The organism is Paenibacillus sp. Marseille-P2973 (assembly GCF_018101095.1).
GTDB lineage: Bacteria > Bacillota > Bacilli > Paenibacillales > Paenibacillaceae > Fontibacillus > Fontibacillus vini.
In genome coordinates this window covers 23,338-50,243 of sequence record NZ_JAGQEH010000007.1, presented here as the reverse complement: position 1 = coordinate 50,243, position 26,906 = coordinate 23,338, and the positions used below count along the sequence as shown (strand labels likewise).

Annotated in this window: 21 protein-coding genes; 13 read left to right on the top strand and 8 right to left on the bottom strand. The window is 49.5% G+C overall.

Annotated features, from left to right (window positions below; all coding sequences use genetic code 11):
* Positions 1–36 precede the first annotated feature (36 nt).
* The 3 genes from KB559_RS15335 to KB559_RS15325 form a co-directional block, all read right to left on the bottom strand.
* Complete coding sequence (locus KB559_RS15335; RefSeq protein ID WP_211022817.1) at positions 37–1,191, bottom strand: phosphodiester glycosidase family protein; 1,155 nt, start codon at positions 1,189–1,191, stop codon at positions 37–39.
* A 654-nt stretch (positions 1,192–1,845) separates the two neighbouring features.
* On the bottom strand, positions 1,846–3,462 hold the full coding sequence (gene glgP, locus KB559_RS15330) for an alpha-glucan family phosphorylase (RefSeq protein ID WP_211022816.1): 1,617 nt from the start codon (positions 3,460–3,462) through the stop codon (positions 1,846–1,848).
* Positions 3,463–3,748: 286 nt separating this feature from the next.
* Positions 3,749–4,339 carry an SLOG family protein gene (locus KB559_RS15325; protein WP_211022815.1) on the bottom strand — a complete coding sequence of 197 codons (591 nt, stop codon included), beginning with the start codon at positions 4,337–4,339 and terminating at the stop codon, positions 3,749–3,751.
* A 222-nt stretch (positions 4,340–4,561) separates the two neighbouring features.
* On the opposite strand from KB559_RS15325, the gene KB559_RS15320 reads away from it, so the two are divergent.
* Positions 4,562–5,455, top strand: a complete 894-nt coding sequence (locus tag KB559_RS15320) for a DUF6612 family protein (RefSeq protein WP_211022814.1) — start codon at positions 4,562–4,564, stop codon at positions 5,453–5,455.
* A gap of 633 nt (positions 5,456–6,088) precedes the next feature.
* On the opposite strand, the gene KB559_RS15315 is transcribed toward KB559_RS15320, so the two are convergent.
* Positions 6,089–6,583, bottom strand: a complete 495-nt coding sequence (locus tag KB559_RS15315; RefSeq protein ID WP_211022813.1) for a hypothetical protein — start codon at positions 6,581–6,583, stop codon at positions 6,089–6,091.
* A 162-nt stretch (positions 6,584–6,745) separates the two neighbouring features.
* Between KB559_RS15315 and KB559_RS15310 the strand changes: the two genes are divergently transcribed.
* Both KB559_RS15310 and KB559_RS15305 read left to right on the top strand, forming a co-directional pair.
* On the top strand, positions 6,746–7,741 hold the full coding sequence (locus tag KB559_RS15310) for a Gfo/Idh/MocA family protein (protein ID WP_211022812.1): 996 nt from the start codon (positions 6,746–6,748) through the stop codon (positions 7,739–7,741).
* 87 nt (positions 7,742–7,828) lie between these two features.
* Positions 7,829–8,824, top strand: coding sequence for a Gfo/Idh/MocA family protein (locus tag KB559_RS15305; RefSeq protein ID WP_211022811.1), 996 nt, complete (start codon positions 7,829–7,831; stop codon positions 8,822–8,824).
* A gap of 192 nt (positions 8,825–9,016) precedes the next feature.
* Here KB559_RS15305 and KB559_RS15300 read toward each other — a convergent pair whose 3' ends face one another.
* Entirely contained in the window at positions 9,017–9,229 is a 213-nt protein-coding gene (locus tag KB559_RS15300; protein WP_211022810.1) for a hypothetical protein, read from the bottom strand.
* Between the two features lie 184 nt (positions 9,230–9,413).
* Here KB559_RS15300 and KB559_RS15295 point away from each other — a divergent pair, with 184 nt between their 5' ends.
* Together KB559_RS15295 and KB559_RS15290 are read left to right on the top strand one after the other, a co-directional pair.
* Complete coding sequence (locus tag KB559_RS15295; protein WP_211022809.1) at positions 9,414–9,755, top strand: sigma-70 RNA polymerase sigma factor region 4 domain-containing protein; 342 nt, start codon at positions 9,414–9,416, stop codon at positions 9,753–9,755.
* A complete protein-coding gene (locus KB559_RS15290) occupies positions 9,707–9,946 on the top strand; it encodes a helix-turn-helix domain-containing protein (protein ID WP_211022808.1) in 240 nt (79 codons plus the stop codon). Before KB559_RS15295 ends, KB559_RS15290 begins: the two co-directional genes overlap by 49 nt.
* Positions 9,947–10,027: 81 nt before the next feature.
* On the opposite strand, the gene KB559_RS25480 is transcribed toward KB559_RS15290, so the two are convergent.
* Positions 10,028–11,863, bottom strand: coding sequence for an Ig-like domain-containing protein (locus tag KB559_RS25480; RefSeq protein WP_211022807.1), 1,836 nt, complete (start codon positions 11,861–11,863; stop codon positions 10,028–10,030).
* A 284-nt stretch (positions 11,864–12,147) separates the two neighbouring features.
* On the opposite strand from KB559_RS25480, the gene KB559_RS15280 reads away from it, so the two are divergent.
* The 3 genes from KB559_RS15280 to KB559_RS15270 all read left to right on the top strand — a co-directional run bounded on the left by KB559_RS15280 (position 12,148) and on the right by KB559_RS15270 (position 15,664).
* Positions 12,148–13,062, top strand: a complete 915-nt coding sequence (locus KB559_RS15280; RefSeq protein ID WP_211022806.1) for an ABC transporter permease — start codon at positions 12,148–12,150, stop codon at positions 13,060–13,062.
* Between the two features lie 13 nt (positions 13,063–13,075).
* Entirely contained in the window at positions 13,076–13,969 is an 894-nt protein-coding gene (locus KB559_RS15275; RefSeq protein WP_211022805.1) for a carbohydrate ABC transporter permease, read from the top strand.
* Between the two features lie 96 nt (positions 13,970–14,065).
* Complete coding sequence (locus KB559_RS15270; protein WP_211022804.1) at positions 14,066–15,664, top strand: extracellular solute-binding protein; 1,599 nt, start codon at positions 14,066–14,068, stop codon at positions 15,662–15,664.
* Positions 15,665–16,491: 827 nt separating this feature from the next.
* Here KB559_RS15270 and KB559_RS15265 read toward each other — a convergent pair.
* Both KB559_RS15265 and KB559_RS15260 read right to left on the bottom strand, forming a co-directional pair.
* On the bottom strand, positions 16,492–18,738 hold the full coding sequence (locus KB559_RS15265) for a helix-turn-helix domain-containing protein (protein WP_211022803.1): 2,247 nt from the start codon (positions 18,736–18,738) through the stop codon (positions 16,492–16,494).
* A gap of 208 nt (positions 18,739–18,946) precedes the next feature.
* Positions 18,947–19,816: a LysR family transcriptional regulator gene (locus KB559_RS15260; protein ID WP_211022802.1), complete on the bottom strand. Its 870-nt coding sequence runs from the start codon at positions 19,814–19,816 to the stop codon at positions 18,947–18,949.
* Positions 19,817–19,966: 150 nt separating this feature from the next.
* On the opposite strand from KB559_RS15260, the gene KB559_RS15255 reads away from it, so the two are divergent.
* The 5 genes from KB559_RS15255 to KB559_RS15235 all read left to right on the top strand — a co-directional run bounded on the left by KB559_RS15255 (position 19,967) and on the right by KB559_RS15235 (position 26,897).
* The gene (locus KB559_RS15255) at positions 19,967–21,712 is read left to right on the top strand and encodes an ABC transporter ATP-binding protein (RefSeq protein ID WP_211022801.1); all 1,746 of its coding nucleotides are present in this window, start codon (positions 19,967–19,969) and stop codon (positions 21,710–21,712) included.
* On the top strand, positions 21,712–23,463 hold the full coding sequence (locus KB559_RS15250; RefSeq protein ID WP_211022800.1) for an ABC transporter ATP-binding protein: 1,752 nt from the start codon (positions 21,712–21,714) through the stop codon (positions 23,461–23,463). The genes KB559_RS15255 and KB559_RS15250 overlap by 1 nt, the downstream gene beginning before the upstream one ends.
* Positions 23,464–23,831: 368 nt before the next feature.
* Entirely contained in the window at positions 23,832–25,214 is a 1,383-nt protein-coding gene (locus KB559_RS15245; RefSeq protein ID WP_211022799.1) for a helicase HerA domain-containing protein, read from the top strand.
* Positions 25,215–25,218: 4 nt separating this feature from the next.
* Positions 25,219–26,091 (top strand): hypothetical protein, encoded by an 873-nt coding sequence (locus KB559_RS15240; protein ID WP_211022798.1) that lies wholly within the window; start codon positions 25,219–25,221, stop codon positions 26,089–26,091.
* A complete protein-coding gene (locus KB559_RS15235; protein ID WP_211022797.1) occupies positions 26,070–26,897 on the top strand; it encodes a CpaE/TadZ family protein in 828 nt (275 codons plus the stop codon). The genes KB559_RS15240 and KB559_RS15235 overlap by 22 nt, the downstream gene beginning before the upstream one ends.
* Positions 26,898–26,906: the final 9 nt, after the last annotated feature.

Genomic DNA, 26,906 nt, shown 5'->3' with positions numbered 1-26,906 from the left:
TACATCGCGGATATCCCTCTTTTGTTATTTTCGTTCTTATTGATACTTAACTACAAGCGCGTTGCTGATTTGCCGTCCTGGTGTCGTCAGATACTTCCCGTTGTAGTAAAGTCCGCTGGAAGCACCGCCGTCCAGGTTCATGGCCTGATATGCCCCGGCCTGCTTCATCATTTCGGCCAATTGGGGGATGGTTGCTCCGCTGGTGGTCAGCAGGATCAGCTTGTGATCGCGAGTCAACCCCAATGCGCTGCGGGCGCCGCCGCCCGTCAGGATTTTTGGATCCTTGAACCCTTCAGCCTTGACGTCGAGCGAAACCTTGCCATCCACCAGCAAGCGCGGTCCCGCTTGCAATGCGCCTTGAATGGAGCCTTGGTTGAAATGTTCATTAAAGTCCGCGCCCGGGATCAGGTTCGCGAGCAGGTTGTTATCATATGTGAATATGGTGCGTTTGTCGCCGGAAGCTTTCATTCGAAGTTCGCCTTTGCTGACGATATACCCGTAAGGTGCTTTATAGCTGTCCTTGGTGTATGCGTCAAAAAACGTGCCGTTGATCGCGACGGTGGCCTTGCTGCGTTTGGCGATGCTGCTCAAATTTTCTACTTTTCCGGCCGTGTCTTCGGCTAAAACGACATCCAGTTTAATTTTCGGATGCATGAGTGAGATCGTGACCATCTGGGCGGAGATCGATTTGCTGCCGACTTTAAATGTTTTGCGGGCACTTACGATCGGCGCGGCGCCATTCGTTACGCTTCCACGGGTGATGGCCGGGAGCGATGCGTTGGTGTTGTCGCGGCTGATGCTTACCGCAGATGGATTCTTGCTCCATTCAAGCGAGTATCCAAGCGCTTCGCTTATAAATTGCAAAGGTATGTAGGTTGTTCCGTTCTCGCTGAACGGTGCGTCCGAGATCGTGACCGGAGCTCCGTCCTTCTGCGCGGCCGTTTTGCCGACGAACAGGGTCAGCTGCTTTTCGCCGTCCGTAATATCGATTTGTTTGTTGGCTTCGGTCCATTGTACCGAAGCACCGGCAAATCCTTTCAGAAAGGATAACGGCACAAAGGACTTGCCGCTTTTGGCATCAATCAGGACCACATTCTTGGGCGCTGCGGCGGGTGCGGCGGCGAAGCCCGATGGAACGAGGCAGAGTAATGCCAGGAAAGCCAGAAATACAGGGATGACTGTTCTTTTCATGCTGATGATTTTCTCCTTTTATGTAGTTGTTGTTGTTTACTAAAGGTATATCGGAACAAACGCCGTTTTCTTTAACCGTCTGAATCGGAGCAGGGAGTAAGCAGTGTTGGGAAGCTGGACTTTTCGCTATTCTTGGGGGGTAAGGGTTGCATGTTGCTCAACTTGGAGGAGTGTCTGCCGGGCTGAACTTGCCGTTCGAATGCTGCGAGCCCTGTAACATAATACTTAGCTGGTCCAGTCGGTATCCATTTGCTCCACGTTTCTGTTAAACGCTCAACTGTGCCTACCCAACCACCTTTCCGTCCATCGTCTTAATCCCTATTGGATATGTCCAATGAACAAGTTGATATTTCACCAGAGAAGCAAGTTTAATTGGATATTTCCAATCAAAATCACCGAAAGTTAGATAATTATATGTTTTTGGCCTTTACTCATTGGAAATATCCAATGAAGTAGTGATCATCATATCGCGAAGTGAGAAGCTAGTTTGAAAACAGGAGGGGAGCGATGGCGCATCAAGTATTCGGTTTTGCGGTGCTAAGTTTAACTCCCACATCCAACCTCTATTTCAGATCAAAAAGCCAGGCCGCGGCTCCCGAAGGAACCGCACAGCCTGGCTGCCGTAAATGCATATACGGATTATCTGTAAATGGATTAGGCCTTAATATACATCTTGTTAAAGTACTCTTCAAGCATCCGCTTGGTGGCGAACGCTTCGCGGGTGGTTTCAATGCTCTTTCTCATCATTTCAACCCACTTGTCGCGGTTATCATAGTAAGTAGGCAGGACGCGGTTCAGCAGCGTGTCGTACAGGGCGTCGCTGTCATGGCGATCCAGCACTTCGAAGTCGGTCGTCTCGAAGCCGTCGCCGATTTGCCAACCGTTCTCCCCATCGATGCAGGCCTCAGGCCACCAGCCGTCCAGAATCGAGCAGTTGAGCACGCCGTTCATAGCGGCCTTCATGCCGGACGTGCCGCTGGCTTCCAGCGGTCTGCGCGGATTGTTAAGCCAGATGTCCGAGCCGCGAGTGAGCTGCGCGCCGATCGTCATATCGTAGTTCTCCAGGAACACGACGCTCTTAGGATACTTCTTCATCATCGCCACGAGATTGCTGACGATCTTTTTGCCGGTGTCGTCGAGCGGATGCGCTTTGCCTGAAAAGACGATCTGGATTTTGCCGGACTCCAGGTAAGGTTCGATAATCTCCGGCTGGGAGAAGATCAAGTCGCTCCGCTTGTAAGGAGCCGCTCTACGGGAGAAGCCGATCAGCAGATGGTCCTCGTTCAGGGAAATGCCGGAACGCTCTTCGATAAATTGAATCAGTTCACGTTTGATCTCCATATGGGTAGCCCACAAATCCCCGCCATCCTCGTAGGCACGGGTCATCCGATCATCCACCCAGGTCGGCGTGTGAATCGCGTTCGTAATACCGATAATTTCGGAACGGCCGGAAACCTCTTTCCACATTTTGTTGGAAGTATCCGCATGAAGTTCCGCTACTCCGTTGGAAATGCGGGACAGACGTAGTCCGGCGACCGTCATATTGAACGGATTTCCGCCGATGCGTTCCATTTGATCCCGGGTTAATCCGTTGTAAGCTGTCATGTATTCAAGCCGGTCGAGCGGGTGAGTTTCATTGCCTTCCTTAATCGGAGTGTGGGTTGTAAAAACAACCTCTTCACGCGTTGCCATCCAGGCTTCCTCAAAGGTTTTGCCTGCGCACATTTTCTCGCGGATCAGCTCCGTAGCGGCAAGCGCGGCATGTCCTTCATTGAAGTGGTAGACATCGATCGGAATTTGCAGGGCACGCATTGCCTTTACGCCGCCGATGCCAAGCACGATTTCCTGCGCGATGCGTTCCTCGCCGAACCAACCGTACAATTGGCCCGTAATCCAGGCATCGCCGTTCTCAGGAATGTCCGTATCGAGCAGATATAGCGGGTTATTGCCGAACTGCTCGGTTTTCCATACTTTACAGACCACATCGGTATTGCGGACTTTGACGGTAACTTTTACCCCGGTATCCTCAAGAAAATCGTAAACATAATTGTGATAGGTGTCATAAGGTTTGCCGTTAGCATCAATCCGTTGATCCGTATAACCTTGCTTCCATTTGATCCCGATCGCGACAATTGGCGCGTCTATGTCTTTGGCGCCTTTGATGTAATCTCCGGCCAGAATTCCCAGACCGCCCGCATACATTTTAAAATCGGAATGAAGTCCGTACTCCATGCTGAAATAAGCTACAGTAGGCAAGTTTTTTTCGTTCATTAGGTAAGCCTCCTCGTAAATTCATGGATACATCGGCCATTTCTTTTCGGACGAAGCAAGATATGATAGGTTAGTGCAAACGTTTGTCTTTTAGAAAGTAGCTTGCCGATGTGAAAGCGATTTCGAGAATTATTTTAGCACATATTATGCAAAAAGGAAGAAGAAATTGACAAAAATATTGACGAAATCGAAAAAACGGCAGAGAAAATTCATTATTTTGCGATTTAATAGATGAATTAATGATCAAACGTTTGCATTCCAAGAGGTTGAAGGACCTTTCCGGAAGTTATTCCGAAGAGTAGTCCGAAGAGTAGTCCGAAGGATAATCCTCCCAAACCTGCCGGTCCTCCGCAACCGCCTGAATGTCCTCAGGTCCAATCTGAAGGTAGACATAGCCTTCCTCCATCTGCTTTTTCAGGGCACGCTCCTTAATGAATTTCGGGCTGGCTTCGCCGGCATCTTCATCATAAACGAGCAGAATACCGTCACTTTTCCGGAACAGCAGCTCATCCCGGGCCCTGAATTGCCACACGCCCTGATAACCCTCTTTGCTGACGGAGCCATAGAAGTCAACCTTGCGGATAAGCTCGCGGTAATAGGTTTGCTTTTCCTCTTTCCATTGTTCCTCCTGATTGCTGAAGGCGGTAATAATCGAACACTTCAACTGCGGATAAGTTTCTTTTAACTCCAATACGGCTTCGCAGGCCCATAAATCGACGCCGTATTGGCCCGGGGTAATCACCCACTCCAATCCCTCTTCGATGAGGGGAATCAGGCGCGCCGCGATCGCTTGCCGAATATAAGGGATTCCTTCGTGCTTATTGTTGTATATGCCGAGTTCGTGCGCACGGTAACCGGTGACGAGTAAATTTTTCAATCGAATTTCTTCCTTTCGTGAGCGGAACATTTCCGGATAAGACGTCATTGTATCATTATAACTCAGATGAGGAGGAATGACCGGGTTTACGGAAGCAATAGGACATTTTTACCAAATGAGGGGAAGCGAGAATGTTGTCGAAATAAGTCTTTTCGCCCAGTTACACGAGGTTATTGTTTGGGTAATATCACTGGGACTACATAACATTGGGAGGATATACAGTTGAAAAAATGGACAGCAGCACTATTGGGAGCAGTATTGGTACTAGGAATTACAGCATGTGGCAAGGAAAAAGCGTTGGAGGGCGGAGAGGCTAACGCAGCAGCCAACGCAGCAAACGAATCGAATCAGGGGGCAGCAAACACAGCCGATAACACACCGGCAAATACAGAAACGGCAGTTCCTACAGTCGAAGAGTTGATCAAAAAAGCGACGGAAGCAAGCGAAAAGCTCAAGAGCTTTTCCATGGATGCCAAGGTCAACCAAAATATCGTAATGGCGCAAGGCGATCAGAAGCAGGAACAGAAAGTCGATATGACGATGAAAATCGATATGGTGAAGGAACCGTTGGCGATGTATCAAGTCATGGATATGTCCATGGGCGATCAAGGCAGCCAGAACATCGAGCAGTACATTACTCAGGAAGGGATCTATTCCAAAGTGGATGGAAACTGGGTCAAGATGCCGGATGAAACCCGTGATCAGCTGATGGCGAGTCTTGAGCAATCGGCTAGTCCTGAAGCACAATTGGAACAATTTAAATCGATTTCGAACGATGCCAAGGTGGTTGAAGAGGGGGATGAGTTCGTTCTTTCCGCAGACCTTTCCGGCGACGGTTTGAAGGAGCTGGCCAAGTCTTTGATGAGCCAAGCTGGCGGAGAAAACGAGCAAACAGCAGCTATGCTGGAGCAAATGAATATTAAAGAAATCAAAATTTCGTATGCGGTGAATAAAGAAACGTACTTGCCGACCAAGTCCGTTGTCGAAATGTCGATGGATATGGATGTAGAAGGACAAAGCGTGTCTCTGGATATGAAAATGGACAGCAACATTTCTAAATACGACGAAATTACTTCCATTGAAGTACCACAAGAGGCGCTAGACAGCGCGCAATAAGCAAGATTAAGCAAGACGGCTGGACCCGGGGTATGCTGGGGCCAGCCGTCTTTGTTCGTTTTCGCATGGGGGCGGCATGGGATGCAAAAAAGCCTGCGGCAAGGGCCGGCAGGCTTATCAAAATTGAATTGTGACAACGTTTACAAAAGCGAAAGGTTATTGGCCGTGAATCGAATAGAGAGTGAATACGGTATAGAAGACGGCGTAGAAAACGCCTAATGCGATAATCCATCCGAATGCGCCGCTTTTAACTTTACTGCTCCCTGGTTCCCACATGTGTAGTCAGCTCCTTTGTTTCGCAATGGATAATTGTGAACAATTTGTGTCTTACTTAATTATTGAACATTTTGTGACTAAAATCAAACATTTTTTTGAACATTTCTAAAAATATTTTTTTGCGAATACTAAAAGTGTGTGTTCAAAAAGTCGACTTTTCAGCACCAAGAAGGTTGGATGAAGGAGGGACAGAGGAGCGGAGCGTAGGCAAAACCTACGTGAGCACCGGAAGGCCCGCCTGAGTTCAAGATTCGATGTCGAATAAGCAACCTGAGACACTTCGTGATCAAAAGATGATTTTTTGAACAACCTCTAAAAAACGCAGCCCCCGTAAGTGCGGAGCTGCGTTTATTATCGTTATTTTTTTTGCGGCTTAAAGCCTTCTTCCGTTAAGTATTCACCCGCTTCCTCCCGCGTTTCGAATACCATCTCCAGATTGATGCCGGAGTAGATGTACCAAAGGTCATCCTCATACTTCAGCGTGAGCGTTCCTCCGTCACCATCGGTCCAGATGCCGCCGGGAGAGTCCTTGGAGATATAATCGGGCACTACCGCCGTTTCCGGCGCTTTCCCGCCCGTGGAAAGAGAATGTATGGACTTGGCTACAAGATTGCGCAAATCTTCCTCGGTGAAATCCCGAATATTGACGTAACCTTTATCATCGACGTCATAGCCTTGCAGCAGTCCTGCATAGACGAAGCCGTTACCGTTAGGATGCAAATGATAGGCTACGGTTTTCTTGTCGTGAACGCTTTGTTCGTACTGATAATTTACCCGGCCGAGCGATACATTTTTTCTGTCCAGTTCGGGGTAAGAATCCAATATTTGCAGCTTTTGTTCAAAGGTAAGCATAATCCGCCTCCGGCACTTCATTTTGTTCAACCTCTAGTATAAAGGATTCGGACGGAATGAATCAAAGTGAAAGATGCCTTTATTTAGGAAAGAGGTCGTTTATTTCATCTTCCCGGATAAAGGGTACATGATTTTTAGAACCTACTTCAAAGGGGGAGACCTATGAGAGAGCCGAAGCAAAGAATAGCCAAGTGGGGGATCATGGGGACCGGCACGATCGCGGAGCAATTTGTGGCCGACCTGGCCCACACGACGAATGGGGTCGCTTATGCGGTAGGATCGCGCAAGCCCGGGAATGCGGCGCTCTTCGCCAACCAATTCGGAATTCCCCGTGCCTACGGAAGTTACATGGAACTGGTGAATGACCCGGATATTGATGTCATTTATGTCGCAACACCGCACCGTTACCACTTGGAGAATGCGCTGAACAGTTTGCGGGCGGGCAAGGCTGTGCTTTGTGAAAAGCCGATGACCGTAAACAGTCGTGAATTGGAAGTATTGATCTCGACCGCCAGAGAGCGCGGATTATTCCTAATGGAGGCCATGTGGATGCGCTTCTTGCCCCCAGTACGCAAAGCCATGGAATGGATCCGGTCCGGCCGGATTGGAGAAGTTCGTCTCCTGCAGGCCGAGTTCGGATTTATGGCCGATTGGGAGCCTGAGACAAGGCTGCTGAATCCGGAGCTTGCCGGGGGATCGCTGCTGGATGTGGGAATCTATCCTGTGGCTTTCGCCTCGATGATATTCGGTATTCAACCGCGGGCAATTTGGAGCACGGCCCGGATAGGCGGGACAGGGGTGGACGAGCAGTTTTCGGCTCTGCTGACCTATGACACGGGGGAAGTTGCTTCTTTGCACGGAGCCATCCGGCTCGGTTTGCGAAATGAAGCAGTCATCCACGGAACAAAGGGATGTATCTCGCTGCCGTCCATGAATAAAGCTCCCTCTGTCTCCCTATATAAGGACGGGGAAGTGGTGGATACTTATACCGACGATCGCTTGGGAAAAGGGTATGAGTACGAGGCTGAAGAAGTGGGCAGATGCATTCTTGCCGGGGAAACGGAAAGCCCCCTGATGCCACTCGATGAATCCTTAAAGGTGATGGAACAACTGGATACGATGCGTGCTCAATGGGGCCTGCGTTATCCTTTTGAATAGTTGCAGTGAAATATTGGTTTTTGGCCTTCTTAATTTGGTAGAATTAATATAATTCAAATTATATAGTATGCAAAAGGAGAGCCAACCATGGGAGAATCGACGGTTAAGAAGATCAAATGGGGAATTATGGGCACAGGCTGGATCGCGGAGAAATTCGCCGAGGATTTGGCCCATGTCGGCAATGGCGAGGGCCTGGCCGCAGGCTCACGTACGAAGGAAAGCGCCGCAAAGTTTGCGGAGAAATTCGGCCTGCCGCGCGCTTACGGCAGTTATGAGGAACTGGTGAATGATCCGGACATCGACGCGATTTATGTGGCGACCCCGCATCCTTATCACCGGGAGAATGTATTGACCGCCTTGAATGCGGGTAAAGCGGTATTATGCGAGAAGCCGTTTACCGTGAACAGCGCCGAACTGGAGCAGCTGATTTCATCGGCCAAGCAACAAAATCTGTTCCTGATGGAGGCGATGTGGACGCGTTTTCTTCCACCGATCGTGCAAGTAAGAAAATGGTTGGAAGAAGGGCGGATCGGCGAGGTTAAGCTGGTTAAAGCCGAATTCGGCTTCCGCAGCGATTGGAATCCGCAGGGCCGGCTGCTTAATCCGCAGCTTGGAGGCGGAGCGCTGTTGGATGCAGGTATTTACCCGGTGTCTTTTGCTTCCATGATTTTTGGAACCGAGCCGGAAAAAGTATGGAGCTCCGCCGATATCGGCGAAACCGGGGTAGACGAGAAGTTTTCCATTCTGTTGGATTACGGCAAGGGCAGAACGGCAACGCTGAACGGGGCGGTTCGCCTGGATTTGACGAATGACGCTTACATTCACGGAACGGAAGGGACGATCCACATTCCTTCATTCTTGAATGCGACCGAAGCGGTTCTCCGGGTAACCGGACAAGAGGAAGAAAAGTTTACCGACGGACGTTTGTCCACAGGATATTCGTTCGAAGCGGAGGAAGTGGGCAGATGCTTGCTTGAAGGACTTACGGAGAGTCCGGCCATTACGCTTGACGAGTCGCTGGGCATTTTGAAGCTGCTTGACGCGATTCGGGCACAGTGGGGACTGAAGTATCCTTTTGAATAAGTCATAATAAATGGCAGCCGGCCTCGTTTCTGTAATTGAACAGAATGGGCGGCTGCCATTTTTGATTTGAATGGCAAACACGATTACTCCAAAGGTCAATGAAACTTAACAGGACGAAGTAATTGGACAAGGAGGGAAGAGCATACAATAGAAGAGGGGATACCGGCTTAGGAACGATAGACAGACCTTCATTCATCTATGCTTAGCACCGTTTTGATCCGCTGTACCGCCGCCGTCATTGCCGTCTTCCAAACTTCGAATCTCTTCCGTTAGCGCAGCTATTTTATCATTCATATGATCCAGCTTGGTTCCGACCGTTTGCAGCACATATTTGATTAGGATAAAGCACAGTGTAACGGGGAAGCCGACATTCGCAACCATCGATACGATATCCGTAACCTGCATATTTAAGGACCTCCTTTCTTTGAAAACTCCCTTTCACTTATATAGAGAAAAAATAATCCACCATTTACAACCAATAATTAGAAAAAATGTTATAATTAAAATTAAATCACATATTAATGGTTGTAAGACGAACCCTCATATTTCCCTATACTTAGAAGATGAAATATGGAAGGGGGAGGTAATTTTGAAAGAACAAACGACCGCGTACGAGCAGTATCGGAGGGAAGTCTACCGTATCGCCTGGAGGGTACAGTACAAAGCCAAAGTCGTGAAAAAACGGGAATGTTCATTCAACGGATTCGAACCGGCCATATCCAGCTTTGCCTCATCTTCTGACAACAAAATGTTGATCCGTCAGTTGATCAATGCGCTGCCTTCCAATACGGGGCGTACGATCATTTATAAGCTTTATCTGCAAGATAAGACTGAGCGCGAGGTTGCCCTGGAATTGAATATGACTCAGCAAGGGGTGAACAAATGGAAACGCAAAATGATCCAAGAGTTGTCCCGGATGATGAGTTCCTGAACTTACTTGAAAAAGCGAAACAAAACGATCCCGATGCCGTTCTGAAACTGATCGATCTCTACAAGGGAGATATCATGCGGGTCAGCCGATACATTCACTCGCCTACCGAGGATGCCGTTTCCGATATCATTCTGGAATTTCTGGAAATGATTAAGGAGAGGGAGACAAAGGAGCAAAGAGCGGGCGAATAAACAAGGAAAGACATAGAAAAATCCCCTGGGGACAGGGGATTTTTTTGATTTGTATAAAGAATCGCAAATACTATCGCGATCTTAATTCTCAGGGATCTCAGCCGGAACATAAGGCCGGACTACCAAGACGGTCGAAGTGTAACTTCTTCCTTGATAAACGGCTGTCAACGTGGTCCGGCCGGGAGTCAGTCCGGTCATAAAGCCCTGCTCGTCAATCGTGGCGATAGCCGTATCGGCGATCGTAAATTCGGTCTCCCCGTTTACGAGGCGGGCATTCCCGTACTCATCGGCAAACCAGGCCTGAATATCGAGCTCGCTGCCAATGGAAAGCGAGTAATCTTCCGAATCCAGGTAGAATTGCCCGTTGACCGGATTCGGGCCTTGAGTCCCGTCCGTGACATGTACGATGAGCTGCGCTTCCATCCCGCCATACCCTGCGGTAATTACCGTGCTGCCGGCGGACAGGCCGGTCAGCAGACCTCTGTCATCCACGGTTGCTATTTCAGGATTCCAAGAGGCATAGGTCGCTGAATCGGATACATCGAAGGTGCCGCCGTCGCTATAAACCGCTGTAATAACGCTTGGCTTCTGCTCACCGATAGCCAGATCAGCCTCGGCCGAGCCAAACAAGAGCCCGGACAATTCCGGATCTTCCGGCAGCGTCTCCCCATTTCCAAGGACCTTGATAATCTGCATCCGATAGCTGTTATTTTCCCGGATTTGTCCGGAGAGTAACAAACCGCCGTCCGAAGCCAAAGCTCCATTGCCGACATTAACGAGGCCAGGCTCTTCAAATATAAACGTACCGGTAATCTCGCCGCCTTCATCCAGACGGAGCACTTGATACTCAGTCACTGTATCGGGATAGCTTCCGTAAGCATGCCGCCCCAGTAATGCAAACCCGTCCTCCATCGTGACCAGTTGTCCCAGAAAGTCATTGTCCGTACCGAGATTATAGGTCTTCTCCCAAATCGTTTCCCCGGAGGCGTCTATCTTCATTACAATGGCAATCTGTTCACCTTCCTCCCGCTGCATCCCGCTAACTATAAAGCCGCCGTCCGGCAATGGTTCGATCGAGCGGAGGGTTCGCCCCGAACTAGGAAGCGTCTGGGTTTGTTCCCATTCCACTTCCCCTTGGGCGTCCAGCTTCACAATGACGGAACCGTCCTGCTGGGAGGTAATCATGCTATCGAGTTCACCGACAGCTATATACCCTCCGTCCGGTGTCGTCATGATCTCATTAAAATATTGCATATCGGCGTCGAAGCGGTATGTTTTATACCAGACTTCATTCCCCGCCTCGTCCACCTTAAGCAAATAGGCGGAAGACACGGCATAAGAATTGGCACTGAAGCCGGTGATCACGTATCCGCCGTCCGGTGATTCAACAATCGATTCTCCGTGCAAATCCGTTGAAGGGGATAAATCGTCATAGCTCTTGTCCCATTCGACGTTTCCTTGGCTGTCCAGTTTGGCCAGCAATGGTACGATCCGCGACTTGCCCGAGACATCGGTAACTACCCCGCTAATCAGATAACCCCCATCCCGGGTCTCGATCGCGCTATACGCCGTGCCCCCGGATTTCTCCGTGGCCGCATCGGCTTGTATTTTTGTCTCCCAAGTAATTTCACCGTCTTTGTTCAGCTTAACGACATAGATCTTTTGATCCGTGGCATATCCGGAGGCAGACAAATACACGATTTCCCCTACGGCGATGTATCCGCCATCGGTTGTGGGAATCACGGACCTACCGTTTGAAGACGCAGCATCCGTTCCATACAGCCTGCTCCATTCCGCAGCCGGCTTGGCCGCCGCCTCTGCCTCCGCCGCGGCGGCATCGCTGCCGCCGGTCCCTCCGGACCAAGTTCCAATACATATTAGGGAAATTAAAGCCAGCTTACACCATTGCTTAAACACTAGCAGCTCTCCTTCCAAATTATGATCCTCAGGAAACATTACCCTTTTTTATTATTACGAAAGAGAGGAAAGTAAGAAATCCAGCTATATCCTTATTTAACGGATGCTGTTAGGGCGCTGTGCCCGGGTCTTTTCGTCTGTAAAGCCGGAATTCTGCATAAATGTGCGAATTGTTCACCTCGTATTTTTACGGAAAATACAGGAATGCCGGGAAGCTTCACTACACGGAAATCAGGGGGTTTACTATAGTGGTCTCAAACGTTGCAGGAGGGAGAAAGGATGCCATGAGGCACTTTTTACAAGAGTTGTCGCGGAACCGGATTTTGTTTTTGATGCTGCTGCCGACATTAATCTATTTTTTGATCAATTCCTATTTTCCTATGGTCGGTGTCTATTATGCTTTTACTCAGTTTGATTTCAACTCGGGGCTGTTCGATTCGGCATTTGTCGGCCTGAAAAATTTTGAATTTCTCTGGAAATCCGGTACTTTGTTCCGATTAACGCTGAATACGGTGGGCTACAATCTGGCTTTCATTGTATTGGGGAATGTTTTGGCTATCGTCTGCGCGATCCTGCTGAGTGAATTGCGGATCAAATGGTTCAAAAAATTGACGCAGTCGATCATGTTCCTGCCTTATTTCGTCTCGTTCGTCATCCTGAGCGTCATTGTGTACAACGTGTTCAACTATGACAGCGGATTCCTGAATACACTGCTTGCACAGTTCGGCGCCGAGCCAGTCGACGTGTACAACAAGCCGGTGATTTGGATTTTTCTCATTATTTTATTTTATCTATGGAAAAATCTCGGCTACAGCATGGTCATTTACCTTGCAACCATTACCGGGATCAGCGAGGAGTATTATGAAGCTGCAAAAATCGACGGGGCGAACATCTTCCAGCGGATCTGGTACATCACGGTGCCGATGCTGAAGACGACCTTCGTCATGCTTCTGTTGTTTGCGCTAGGCAGCATTATGAAGGGCCAGTTCGATTTGTTCTATCAGTTGATCGGCAATAACGGGGTGCTCTACAATACGACGGATATTCTGGACACTTACGTGTTCCGGTCGCTCAAGGTGACGTTTGATGTCGGCATGGCCACGGCCGCGGGGCTGTATCAATCCCTGTTCGGCTTCATTCTGATCATGACGGTCAACTGGATCATCCGCAAAATCAACGACGAGTACGCTTTGTTCTAAGGGGGCGCGCAAAATGAGAATCAAAGAAGATAAGTATTACGGATTGCTGCAAGGGTTGTCCTATTCGGTAACGATTCTGTTCTCCATAGCCTGCCTGCTTCCATTCCTGCTTATTATTTCGGCCTCTCTGACGGCCAATGACTCGATTATCCGGGACGGGTATCATCTGATACCCTCTACATTTTCGCTGGAAGGCTACCGAACGGTATTCCGCTTCCCGGAGGATGTGCTTAGGGCCTATGGAGTCACGTTTTTCACTACGGCTGTAGGCACGACGCTGGGCTTGTTCTTTATGACCATGGCGGGATATGTGCTTTCGCGCAGAGACTTTAAATATCGGAACGCTTTCTCGTTCTACATTTACTTTACAACCCTGTTCGGGGGCGGACTGGTACCCTGGTATATCCTGTACACGAAATATCTGCACCTGACCGACAGTTACATGGCGCTCATTCTTCCGGGCCTGATGACCCCGTTTCTTATTATATTGATGAAAAATTTTATCCGGACTGCCGTACCTGAAGAATTGTTCGAATCCGCGAAAATCGACGGAGCTGGCGACTTCCGCATTTACTGGAGGATCGTTCTCCAGTTGTCCATGCCGGGTATCGCCACGGTGGGACTGTTTCTGGCCCTGCATTATTGGAACGACTGGTTCAGTTCCTCGCTGTATATTAACGACACACATAAGTACCAGCTGCAATTTCATTTGTACAATGTCATCAATTCGGCATCCTTCATCGCCAATATGGGGGCCGGGACGGGAGTAAGTCTGGCCGGGGATCTGCCGACGGAGTCGACGAAAATGGCCATGGCGATCGTGGTTACGGGGCCGGTGTTGTTTCTGTATCCGTTTATTCAGCGGTATTTTGTCAAGGGCTTGACGATCGGAGCGGTAAAAGGTTAGAACCGAAGTGCGGGGCTGAGCGAATGCGGCACAAGCAACCGGACCTTCGGCTGACATAGAGCAATTGCAATCATCGATAAAAAGGGAGGATTCAGGATGAAGAAAAAGTCTTTAAGCAAAGGTTCGTTGATGATGTTGACCCTGGTTCTGATCATGGCGCTGCTCTCGGGCTGCGGCGGGGGGAACGGCAACAATGCGGGAAGCGGTAACGATTCGAGCGGCGGGAAGTCCGGGAACGATGGTAGCTCTAATGCGGCAGGGCAGACGGCTGACACGGGAATCGATACTTCGAAAAGGGTGGAGCTGCAGGTGTACATGCTCGGCGACGCGCCTAAAGATCTGGACAAGGTGATGGCCGAGGTCAATAAAATGGCGCAAGCGGAGCTGAATACGACGGTAAAATTCAATTATACGAGCTGGACGGATTGGGACCAGAAATACAAGCTTCTACTGTCCTCCGGCCAGGCGATTGATCTGATTTTCACGGCGGACTGGACTTCCTATCAGTCCTATGCGAAGAAAGGCGCCTTCCTGGCCCTTGATGATTTGCTTCCGAAGGCGGCGCCGGAGCTGCAGAAGTTTGTTCCGCAATCGATGTGGGACGGCGTAAAGGTCGACGGTAAAATTTATACGATTCCTTCGACCTATAAGGAATACGTGACAAACGGTTTTGTATGGCGGGAGGACCTGCGGAAAAAGTACGATCTTCCGGTGCCCAAGGATCTGGAGAGCTTCGAAGCTTACATGGACGGAATCAAGCAGAACGAGCCGGATATGATGCCGGTTTCGCTCAACAGCGACGTCAAAAACAATCTTCATTATATTTATACCGAGCTGAATAAAATGATCGGCGCGCTCCCTTACGGAATGGGGGTCAAATACGAGAATCCGACGGAAGTCTATTCTTTCTGGGGCTCCGAGGAACATAAAGAAGAGTTGAAAATAATGAAACGGTGGGCGGATAAGGGATTCATTCCGAAAAACGTGCTCAACATCAAAGACACGATGCAGGATCCTCTGACGTCCGGGAAAGCGGCGAGTATTTTCGGTGACAATCCTACGCGTTTCAACGAGTCGGTGATCGCCGTGCAAGCCTCCCATCCGGACTGGGAGCTAGGTTATACGCCATTCGGCGAGACGACGGGTTATGCAACGCCGGTGCATCCGATCCATAATGGCTTTGCGGTTCCGAAGAGCAGTAAGAACCCGGAACGGGCGCTGGCTTTTTATGAAAAGCTGGTGCTTGATCAACGTTACAACCAATTGACGGAGTACGGTATCGAGGGTACGAACTACACCGTGGAGGACGGGTATTATAAAATGATCGGCACAAGCCAGTCGAACGGCTTCCCGCGGGAAGCGATGAACGGCTGGGCTTGGCGGAACCCGGAGTATATGCTCTTCGACAAGAGCTTTGACGGGGTTAAAGAGATTTTTGCCGAGCTGGATAAAATCCAGAAACCGGATCTGTTCCTGAGCTTCGCGGAGGATTACACCTCCTACCAGGCCGAGAAAGCGGCCTTGGAGCAGGTCGAGAAGCAGTACTTGTACCCGCTTCAGGCAGGACTGGTCGACGATGTCGATAAAGGCTTAGCCACTTTTATGGAGAAAGCGAAGCAGGCCGGTCTGGAGAAAGTGCAGCAGGAATGGACGAAACAGTGGGAGCAGTATGTGAGCGAATCGGGAATCAAGTAAACAAAGTTTAATAAGGAACAGACTCAATAGGAAAAGACACATACAGGAAACGGACGCCGAGAAACCTTCGGCGTCTGTTTTTAGTTTGGGTATGGTTTGACGATTCCCCGCGAGAGTGCTGGAAGTGATGAGGTATGGTGAAATGAATTGATGATTTGCTGTAGAAGTGAAGTTTGGTTGATGGGAAGTGATGTGACGTGATTCGAATTGAAGTGGAGTGATATGAGGTAAGGTTGAGTGGAGTGTGGTTAAATGTAGTGAGTTTAATTGATGAATTGGTATAGAAGTGAAGTGCGGTGATGAGAAGTGGGGTAAAGTAACCTGACACGGAGCGGCGCGGCCTCGAGAGTAAATTTAACTGTAAAACCTACCGCTAATTATAGGCTTAAAGGAGGTTCGGGACCAATTAACTGTAAAACATGCAGCTAATTTCTAGTCTAAGGCTTGGAATTGGCGACTTCACCAAAATTAAATGTAGGAATTACATCTAATTTAGTTAAAGAGCCTGAATTCGGGAAATTAACTGTAGGAATTACAGTTAATTTCCCGAGGCTTCTTCACTCTACTCACCTTAATCAACCAAACTCATATAACTAAGCTACCACTATGTCACCTAAACATGTGCAACTATCCAACTAACCAAGTCGCCCAAACTCGTGCAACCCACCAACAACCAACTAACCAAGTCGCCCAAACTCGTGCAACCCACCAACAACCAACTAACCAAGTCGCCCAAACTCGTGCAACCCACCAACAACCAACTAACCAAGTCGCCCAAACTCATGCCATCCACCAACCCACCCACTCGCTAACAAGCCCCTAAACAATCATCCGTTGCTGGCGGCGGGGCGTTTGGAGCGCCGGTAATCTGCGGGGGTGGACCCAAAGCTGCGTTTGAACATCCGGTGTAGATAGGAACTGCTTGTAAATCCCGTTTGTTCCGCAATGAGGGTAATGGAGTGATCGGTTTGCTCCAGTAACCTGCACACCTCGTTCAGCCTTTTCGTCAGGATGACCTCTGTAATTCCGGTCAGGGTCGCCTGCTTATACAAACGGCTGACGTATACCGGAGAGAGACCCAATTTGTCCGCGATCAGGTTCAGGCTGAAATTCGGATCGTGGAAGGATTGGTCGATAATCCGGTCGATTTCCGAGATAAGCTCGTGTTGCTTCGTGTTCTTTTTCTCCGCGAGTTTGTTCCTCAACTCATCAAACAGGGTGAAATAGAAGTGCTCCAGATCATCGATGATTTCAAAAGAATCCAGGGCGGGCGGCTCCCACTCCGCTTCGAAACGGAACTGATTGCTTTTCTGAATCTGGTCGATCACGTTCTTCAAGGTTACCGATAAACGGGATACCGACAATTGTGCCACATGGTACGGATTCAGCGTGGTCCCGCGGACAATTTCGGAAAAATAGCGCCGGGCTTCCTCCGTCTTTCCGCTCAGCAACGCGTCGGTCAGCTTCTTTTCCGTATCGGTCGGATAATGGTGCACATTACCCTGCAGCTCCTGGATAGCTTTGGCGTTAATAATGCAGCCGCGGCCATAGAAGAAGCGGTGCTTGGAGGCTTCCCGCACCTGTTTATAGAGCCGCGGTAATTGCGCCGGGTTGCGGTCGACGGGGCTGTAGGCTGCCGACAGGCTGATTTTGAGATAATCGGCGCAGGCTTCGCGGACTTGGCGCAGCAGCGTTTCCAGCAGCTCCGTATCCCGGTCCTCCGCCGGGTCCATAATATTCAGCAGCACGAGCAGACTGTCATCGTTCATATCAACGGTCTCCACGCGATAGGTTTGCCCGAAAATTTCAGAGGCAATGTTCATAATCGCGAATTTATAAGCCAGAAGGTAGGACGAACGATCCTCCGGCAACTCGGCGTAACGGTCGATACGCAGCACTATCAGTCGATAATCCTCATTCAACGTGAAATGGATGCCAAGCCGTTGCAAGCCTTCCACTTGGTCCAACGGGTGCAGCGGTTTCTGGCCCAGAACAAGATCGCGCAGCGAATTTTGCTTGATCGTAAACATGCTGTTTCGTTTGTCGGCCTCCAGTACGTTCATTTCCCGGACGATTCGATCGATCGGCAGATAAAGCCGTTTCGAAATCAGCCAGGAGGTGAGCAGCCCCGCCAGCAAAATGACCCCGGCAATCAGCAAGGTTGCCTGCAAAATACGTTCCGTTTGTTCGGTGATCAGATGATAGGGGGTTACCCGTACATACTGCCAGCCGAGATCGTCGGGGGATGTATACGATACTAGCGATGGCAATTCCTGGTAAGATGCTGTAAAAGAACCGGTTTCTCGCTCCCGGATTTTAACGTTGAACCAGTCCGATTCAACCGGCGAGAGCGTTTGTTCCTCCAGGCTCTGACTGGAAAGAATCTTCCCCCGATCATCCAAAATAAAGGTAGCGCTTTCAGGGAAAAGGTTGGTGGTGATCTCCTTGTTAATCCAAGCGGCGGAAATGTTGACGATTACGGCCGAGTTGATCGAACGGTCCCAACCGATGGCATCATAACAGAGAAAGGTATAGGCCCGGACTTGATCGTCTTCCTCCGCACCATTGGAATAGATCCGGGGAATCGGAGTGAACGGTTTATAATCCCGGTAATGGCCCAGGATATCCAGAACACCGGTATCCTTCAGCTCCTGCTCGGCAAACACCCCGTTTTGTCCCTTGGACGAAGCGATGTAAATGTGTTCGCTTTTCGGATTGTAGACGTAAATCGATTCGATATAAGGCATGGAGCTTAAATAGTTGCCGAGCTCGGACATGGCGGCGGTCACTTCGTAAATATCGGGATTTTCATAAAACATCAGTTTGGAGATCGTGCTGTTTCGATAGATTTGAAAAGACAAGGATTGTGCCGCTTCCGTCAAGTTTACGACTTCCTTGCTGGTTTGGGTCAAATGGCTGAGGTCGGAGAGGAAGGTTTGTTCCTTCTGGATTTTGACGTAGTAGGTGTAATAAATGGATGTTGAAACCAGAAGCGTGATGGAAGTGCATAACACGATGCTGATCAGAATTTTGCTGAACATCGCTCTTTGATTACGTACGGCCTTGATCTTCATTCACGTCTCCTCCTCAATAGGATTATTCTTAATGGAACACTGCTTCCCAAATTATAAACTTCACAGTGTGAACAGACCAGTGAAGACGGAGGAGGATCGTGAACAACATCTTGGCGGAGAGAGTGAACAAATCGGTTATGATTGCACATTTTCAACTTTTCGTAGATGGCCCGGGAAATAGGCGGGATTCAGCTCCCGCCCGCGCCCCTTACTCCTTCCCGAAGCTCTCGATAAATTTCTGCGCCAGCGTAGACAAATAACGATCCTTCGTCCAAATCGCGGCAATTTGGGTTCGCAAGGCTTCGCTTTGGATCACCTTGTATACCAGGTTGTCGTGGCTGACCAACTTGAGGGCGGATCGGGGCATAATCCCGATACCCAGACCGGCATTGGCCCATTGCAGCGTAGTCCGGGCGTCATCGTTCTTGCAGAACACTTCCGGTTCAAAGCCGGACTTCAGGCAGGTATCCCGGATAAGCTGCTCGAATCTGCGATAAATAATGAGCGGGCGTTCGCGGAGTTCTTGAATTGAAATGCTCTCCTGTGCTTGATTCCAGTCGTAATCCGGATGCATGACGGCAATCATCGGTTCGGGTTCGGCATATTTGGTTTCCAGGCCTGCCGTATGGAACGGGGTTCTGACAATCCCCACCTCGATGATTCCGCTCTTAAGAAGCTCGATAATCCTGAACGTGTTCCCTTCATGGATTTCAAATTTAACGCCGGCGTACGTTTTATGGAATTCAAACAATCTATCCGTGAGTAAGGTGGAGCCCGAGGAAGAAACGGTGCCGATCGGCAGCGTGCCGTTTAGTCCTTTGGCAAAATCGCTAATCTCTCTCGACGCGGAATCGGTCAGGTCCACGATTTGCTGAGCCCGCCGTCTCAGCATTTCTCCGGCATCGGTGAGCTGGATGCTGCGCGATCCTCGTTCCACCAGCTTTACGCCCAGTTCCTCTTCAAGCAGCTTAAGCTGTTGGCTGAGCGGAGGCTGGGCCATTTGCAGTTTTTTGGCGGCAGAAGTGATTTGCCCTTCTTCCGCAATGGTTAAAAAGTATCTTAATTGTCTAATATCCATGGGCTGCCTCTGTTCTCTGGTATATTTTTTTAATATGTAAAAGATATTATTGCAATATTATTAATATGGGAAAGCCTATGCCATAATCATATAAGTCAGTCTCTAAAAGTCAAATCTACATAAATACTTCATGATAATGGGTGATCAAACTTGTTTAGACTTGCGATTTATTTGAAGGCTTATAAAAAAGAAAGTATTCTCGGGCCCTTGTTCAAGCTGCTGGAAGCGATTCTGGAGCTGCTGCTGCCGACGATCGTGGCTCTGATCGTGAATCACGGAATCGGGAACAGGGATACTTCGTATGTGATGAAAATGGGCGGGCTCATGGTGATCATGTCCCTGCTGGGGTTCGGGAGTTCGCTGATCTGTCAGCATTACGCGGCACGGGCTTCGCAAGGATTTGGAACGACACTGCGGAACAAGCTGTTCAAACACGTATCCACATTGTCTTTTGCCGAGCTTGACCGGTTCGGAACACCCTCGCTCATTAACCGGATTACGAATGACGTAAATCAGATGCAGGTTGCCGTAGCGATGCTGATCCGCCTCGTGATTCGCGCCCCGTTTATTTGTATCGGAGCGATTATTATGGCCATGCTGCTTGACTTCCGTTTGTCGCTCGTGCTGATTGCGGCGGCTCCCGTTTTTGCGGTGATCCTGTATTTGATCATTACGAAATCGGCTCCGTTGTACCGGTTGTATCAGAAAAAACTGGACAAAGTCGCTCTCGTATTAAGCGAGAATCTGAGCGGAGTTCGCGTCATACGCGCCTTTGCCAAGAGGCAGGCGGAGAAGAAGCGTTTCCGTGAAGCGTCCGATGATATTACCGCAACCGCCATAAGAGTGGGGCGGGTGTCCGCTTTGCTGAGCCCGGTTACCACGCTCGTGGTCAATGCCGCGATTATTGCGGTCTTATGGGTCGGGGGAATTCATATTCATGCAGGCACGCTGTCATCCGGTGAAATCATCGCTTTTATCAATTATGCCACGCAAATTTTGCTGGCCCTGATCGTCGTGTCCAATTTGATTATTCTTTTTACAAAAGCGGCTTCCTCCGCTGCCCGGATTAACGAGGTTCTGGATACGACGGCTTCCGTCACGAATCCGGAGCATCCTCTGAACTTGTCTCAAGCTTCAAAACCGGAAATCCCGGCGATTGTTTTTGATCATGTGACGTTCGGCTATAATGCGACGGGCGAGCCCGCTTTGAAAGATGTATCCGTGGCAATCCATCGGGGAGAGACAGTAGGGATTATCGGGGGGACAGGTTCGGGCAAGTCCACATTCGTCAATCTGATTCCGAGGTTTTATGACGTGATGAGCGGAGAAATACGAGTCGACGGTGTCAATGTCAAAGACTACGACTTGAGCGACTTACGCAGTAAAATCGGGGTCGTTCCACAAAAAGCGCTGCTGTTCTCCGGAACGATCGCAGACAATATCCGTATGGGGGCGGAGCATGCTTCGGAGGATCAGGTAAAGCGGGCGGCCGCGGTTGCCCAGGCTGACGAGTTTATAGCCAAACTTCCCGATGGATACGGGACGCTTGTATCAAGAGGCGGGATCAACTTGTCCGGAGGGCAGAAGCAGCGGCTGACGATCGCGCGCGCCGTCGCTGCCAATCCGGAGATTCTGATTCTTGACGATGCCTCCAGTGCGCTGGATTTTGCAACGGATGCGGCTTTGCGCAGATCACTAAAGGAGTATAGCCTTGGCATGACCGTGCTGTTGGTATCACAGCGGGTCAGCACGATCCGGCAGGCCGATCATATCATTGTCCTTGAGGACGGCCGGATCGCCGGCATCGGCACTCATGAGCAGCTAAGACAAGATTGCGAGGCTTACCGGGAAATTTGCGCTTCCCAGCTCTCGGACTCGGAGGAGGAGGCGGGATGATGAACACGAGACAGACCTGGCAAAGACTATTAAAGTACGCAGGTAAATATAGAAGCTATGCGATATGGGCGGTAGTCAGTGCGATGATCAGCGTAGCCTCGAGCTTGATCGGTCCTTACATGATCGGGCGGAGTATTGACCATATGATCGGAAAGGGAAACGTTGAGTTCGATGAAGTGTTCAGGTTGCTTACCCTTCTCGGACTCGTCTATGCCGTCGGAAGCTTATTTGGGTGGCTGCTAACTTATTTGACCAATCGTCTGGCGTATCAAACCGTAAATGATCTGCGCAGTGAAATGTTTGATCAGATGAACGTTTTACCGTTGAAATATCATGATACTCACCCGCAAGGAGACAGTATCAGTCGTTTCGTCAACGATATGGACGCTGTCTCGGACGGATTGCTGCAGGGCTTTTCCACACTGCTGACGGGAGTTGTTACGATTGCAGGGGCGATCGGGCTGATGCTCTATACCAGTCCGCTGATGACGCTGGTGGTGCTGCTGTCCGCCCCGGCCGCCTATTATGTGGCCAGATTCATAACGATGAGGTCTCAACAGCTGTTCCGCGATCAGGCTCGTATCTTGGGAACGCTCAATGGATATGTGGAGGAAATGGTTGGCGGGCAGAAGGTGGTGCAAACCTTTCATTACGAGGAGCGCTCCTATGACGGATTTTCAGCAAAAAATGAAGAGCTATATCAGGTAGGGGTAAAATCCCAATTTATCAGTTCGTTATCCAATCCTGCGACCCGGCTGGTCAACAATGTAACCTTTTCCGTGATTGCCTTGATCGGAAGTGTTATGGTCATCGGAAACGGAATTACGGTCGGGGCATTATCCAGTTTTCTGATTTACGCCAATTTATTTGCGAAGCCGTTCAATGAAATTACCGGTGTCATTACTCAGCTTCAGTCTGCGACCGCATCGGCACAGCGGATATTTCAGGTGCTGGACGAACCGGCGGAAACGCCGGATCGTAGGGCCGAGCCTGATTTGCCGCAAGGCCAGGGCACCATTTCGTTCAACCATGTAAAGTTCTCTTATCAGCCGGATCGTCCTTTGATCCGCGACTTGAATCTGATCGTGCCCCCGGGTACGAGGATTGCGATCGTGGGCCAGACCGGAGCCGGAAAAACGACACTGGTCAACCTGCTTATGCGTTTTTATGATGTAGATGCCGGAGAAATCGCGATCGACGGCGTCAATATTAACCGGATGTCCCGCGATAGCTTGCGTCGCAGATTCGGCATGGTTCTCCAGGACACCTGGCTGATTGGCGGGACCGTACGTGACAACATTGCCTATGGAAATCCTGAGGCCAGCGAGGAGGAAGTGGTTGCAGCGGCCAAAGCGGCCAATGCCCATGAGTTTATCAAGCGGCTTCCGGACGGATATGACACGGAAATCAGCGGGACCGGAGACAACCTGTCCCAGGGACAGAAGCAGCTCATGACGATCGCCCGGGTCATGCTGGCGAATCCGCCGATGTTGATCCTGGACGAAGCGACCAGCAGTATCGACACGTTGACCGAAATTCGTATTCAGCAAGCGTTTCAGAAGATGATGGAAGGAAGAACGAGCTTCGTGATCGCCCACCGGCTATCAACGATTCGTGAAGCCGACCTGATTCTCTATATGAAGGACGGCGATGTGGCGGAAAGCGGAAGCCATAACGAATTGCTTGCCCGAGGCGGCTACTATGCCGGTCTGTATAACAGCCAGTTCACCACTGCAAACAACAATGGATAGCTAGCGGAGATGCCCCATATAAAAATAATAAAAGAGAGTGCTGAGGCACTCTCTTTTTTGTATATTCGGCTTTCTAACTGCTGCCCCTCCTTCAGCCTATAAATAAGATGCATCAAGAGAGTGGAATGATTCTAAAGAAGCATCTCTACAAGCAACTTATCTCGCGTATTTTTAGTTAAATCCTACTTTTTTCTCAGTTTCAAAAAAAATAAGTCTCAGGTCCTTACTTTGCAGGGTCAAAGTCCATCTTTAGGGTTAAATATCCATTGGAGGTATTGTGTGGGCTATAGGTTACTAGTATAATAACTTCCGAAAGAGAGGTAAATATTACTAAATTATTGGGAACTACTTCTTTAGCAGGTGAAATTATGAAATTGTTAATAGTGTCAGGAGAATTACATAGAATTATCCAAAATTATCTCACTCGAAAGTGGGAGCCCGTTAATTCCAACGGACTAGAATTAAGGGATTTGGCGGATTATCTTCACAATGAAAATCCAGCCGTAGATGGGATCCTTATCACGGATGAGGCGTTTTCCCAAAAAGGCGGACAGGATCGGGAGCATCTGACAAACCTGTTCGAGTGGATTCAGGCCGGACGAAAACCGGGGATACCCGTCGTACTCTTGACGAGGGATCATCTCAAAACAATGGAGCTCGCTCCGCTGACCGAAAGATTCAATAACCTCAAACTGATAACGTGCGATAAGCTGCGGATTCCGCCGGATGTTTTTCAAATCGCTCTGGATCAATTGAGTAATAAGAACGATGCCAAAATACATACATCTTCAAAGACAGAACATAAGAGACCAATTGCAGCAACGGATCAAACCGGAACAGGACAAACGGAGAAGAAAAGGTCGTTTTTCGACCGGTTTCGCTCAAAACCGGAAACGGGCGGAGAACTGGAAGCAACGGATCGTCTGACCAAAGATCTGTTCAATGTCAGCCGGGGAATCAGCCGGGTGGTTGCCGTCACGGGACATAGGGGAAGCGGCCTGACTACGACGGTCGTCAATTTGGCGCACGAAGCCAGCAAGCGGGGACTCAGCACGATTATCCTCGATATGGATACGGAATACCGGAGCACAAACATGTATTTCGACAGGTTTCACGAGCGAAGCAACAAAGACGAGCAGATGAGCGCTTCGCTGATCCGTACCCTAGCCAGACCTCAGGACTATATGACTACCGCATTTAACGTCAAAGATAACTTCTGGCTTGCCGGACTGGGCTACTCTTTTCACGACCGCAAGCTGATGGAACAATTTTATACGACGGAGAAATTGATCGGTCTAATCTCGGTGCTGAGAACCAAATTTAATTTGGTGCTGCTGGATATGCCGCTCGATTTATTCAGAACGTTTAAAGAATCAATGATACATATGGATTTGTTCGGTTTGTGCGTGCCGAATAATCTGCATGCGGTACTCAGCACGATCCGGAATGTGGAAGTGGTTCTGGATCAGGAAAAAGCGTCATACCTCAATGCTAAATCGAAAGTCATCGTCACCAAATACAACGATCGGTCCCGATTTCAAGACAGCCTGTTCGAGCCCGATAAAGTCGGCGAGCTGCTTACGTCAGGTTTAAGCGACTATTTCAGATACGAAATGAAGACCGCAGGCGCTGTACCCTACAGCTCCGGATTCGATTCCCAGATCGAGACGGACATCGCTGCCACGAACGCCGGGGCCGAGTATGAAAAGGCTTTTGGACAAATGCTTCTACGATTGATGGAGGGTGCATAACTCAATGGATCTAAGTACGGTAAAGAGCGTCTCCCCGAACAGAAAGCTCTTCAAAAAGATACTCGCATTATTGTTCAGTATCGCTGTAATTATTATTTCGTTTATTTTTTTGAACAACGCGAATGAGGCGGCCAAAGACACGGTAGAAGTGCTTCGAATCAATCAGGACGGCGGTGTCCCGGCGTACGTTGCATTGACAGAAAAGGATATTCAGAAATATTCGATCATCCGGAAGGAATATACAGACGATATGATTCTGGCCGAGGATATCGACAACGTAAAGGATAAATTCACCAAGTATTATCTGCGCGACAAGAGCGTCCTGTACAAGGATCAACTCATGGATGAGAAGCCAAAGCAGAACGAATGGCTGTATGAGCTCGAAGAGGATCACGAAGTACTCACTCTGCCATATAACTTTTTGGAGGCAGGCGGCGACATTCTGATGCCTGGAGACAATGTGCGGATTCGTGTTTCCTTTGAAGACGAGTCCGGCGGCGGGACGGGCAATCCGAACGGCGGATTTGTTTCCGGCTCCGGTGTGCGTACGGAGATTCTGTTCGACAGCATCGAAATCCGGGATATGCTCAATTCCAGCAGCCACTCGATTTATGAAGTCTACAAGGAAGTGCTCAAGCTGAGCGAGAACAAACGCCAGGAAGTAATGAAGAGCGATGAGTTCCTGAAGAGCATTCAGCCAAGATCTCTCTTGCTCGAAGGGACACGGGAACAGATCAATAATTTCGCCAAATTCAACGGATATGAAGGCAAAAAGTACCTGATCACGATTCTGAGCCGTAAGAACAGCCAGGTGATTTTGGATGAGCTGCCTACCCTGCAAAGAGAGGTGGAATCATGGATCGAAACGAAGGACTGAAGCTCGACGACGTTCTGAATAAAATTTCAGCCAAGGATCTGGTCGGTACCGAGATGCAGGAGAGCAAGCTGATCTACAGCGTGGTCGGATTCATCCCGGCCTGCGACATGGTCGACAATGCGCTGATCATCAGCAATCTCGGATATTTACTGGCCCAGAAAGGCTTGAATACTTGTATCGTCGATCTGAAGGTGTTCAACCCGAATTTGCACAATTATCTGGATGCCAAGCCGAGCAAGAAATCCAGCGGTTTGATCAAGGTGCTTAAGAGCGACAAGGTGGATTTCCGGGAAGAGTTTCAAGCAACGAAATATGAACGGCTGTATCTGTTATCTCCAAGTCCTCATGATCTGATCGAAGAATATCTGGACTTCGAATTCGAGCATCTGGAACGGGTCATCGACACGCTGAAGGGTATGTTTGATATTATCCTGCTGGATATTCCGAATAACCCGCCGCTGGAGTTTTGTCTGGGTGCGATGAAATATTCGCATATCGGCTTTTTTACCGCCACCGAGCGGATCGAAGCCTCCAGCAATATGGTGCGGATGCTTGATTTTGCCTCATCGGTCGGAATCAGCACGGCGAAGTTTACTAGCGTCATCCTCATGAACATGCAGGATATCAACTACGATTACAAGGGACTCAAGGAGTTCGGCTTCAATATCGTCGCGGCGCTGCCGCTGGTCAAGGCGGCGTACGCCGCTTCTCTCGAAGGCAAGCTGTACGTGAGGGATAACCCGCTGGTCAACAGGCATTTTCTTAAAGGGATGAGGCGTCTTGCGGACATCCTAGGCAACCAGTAAGGGAGGGAC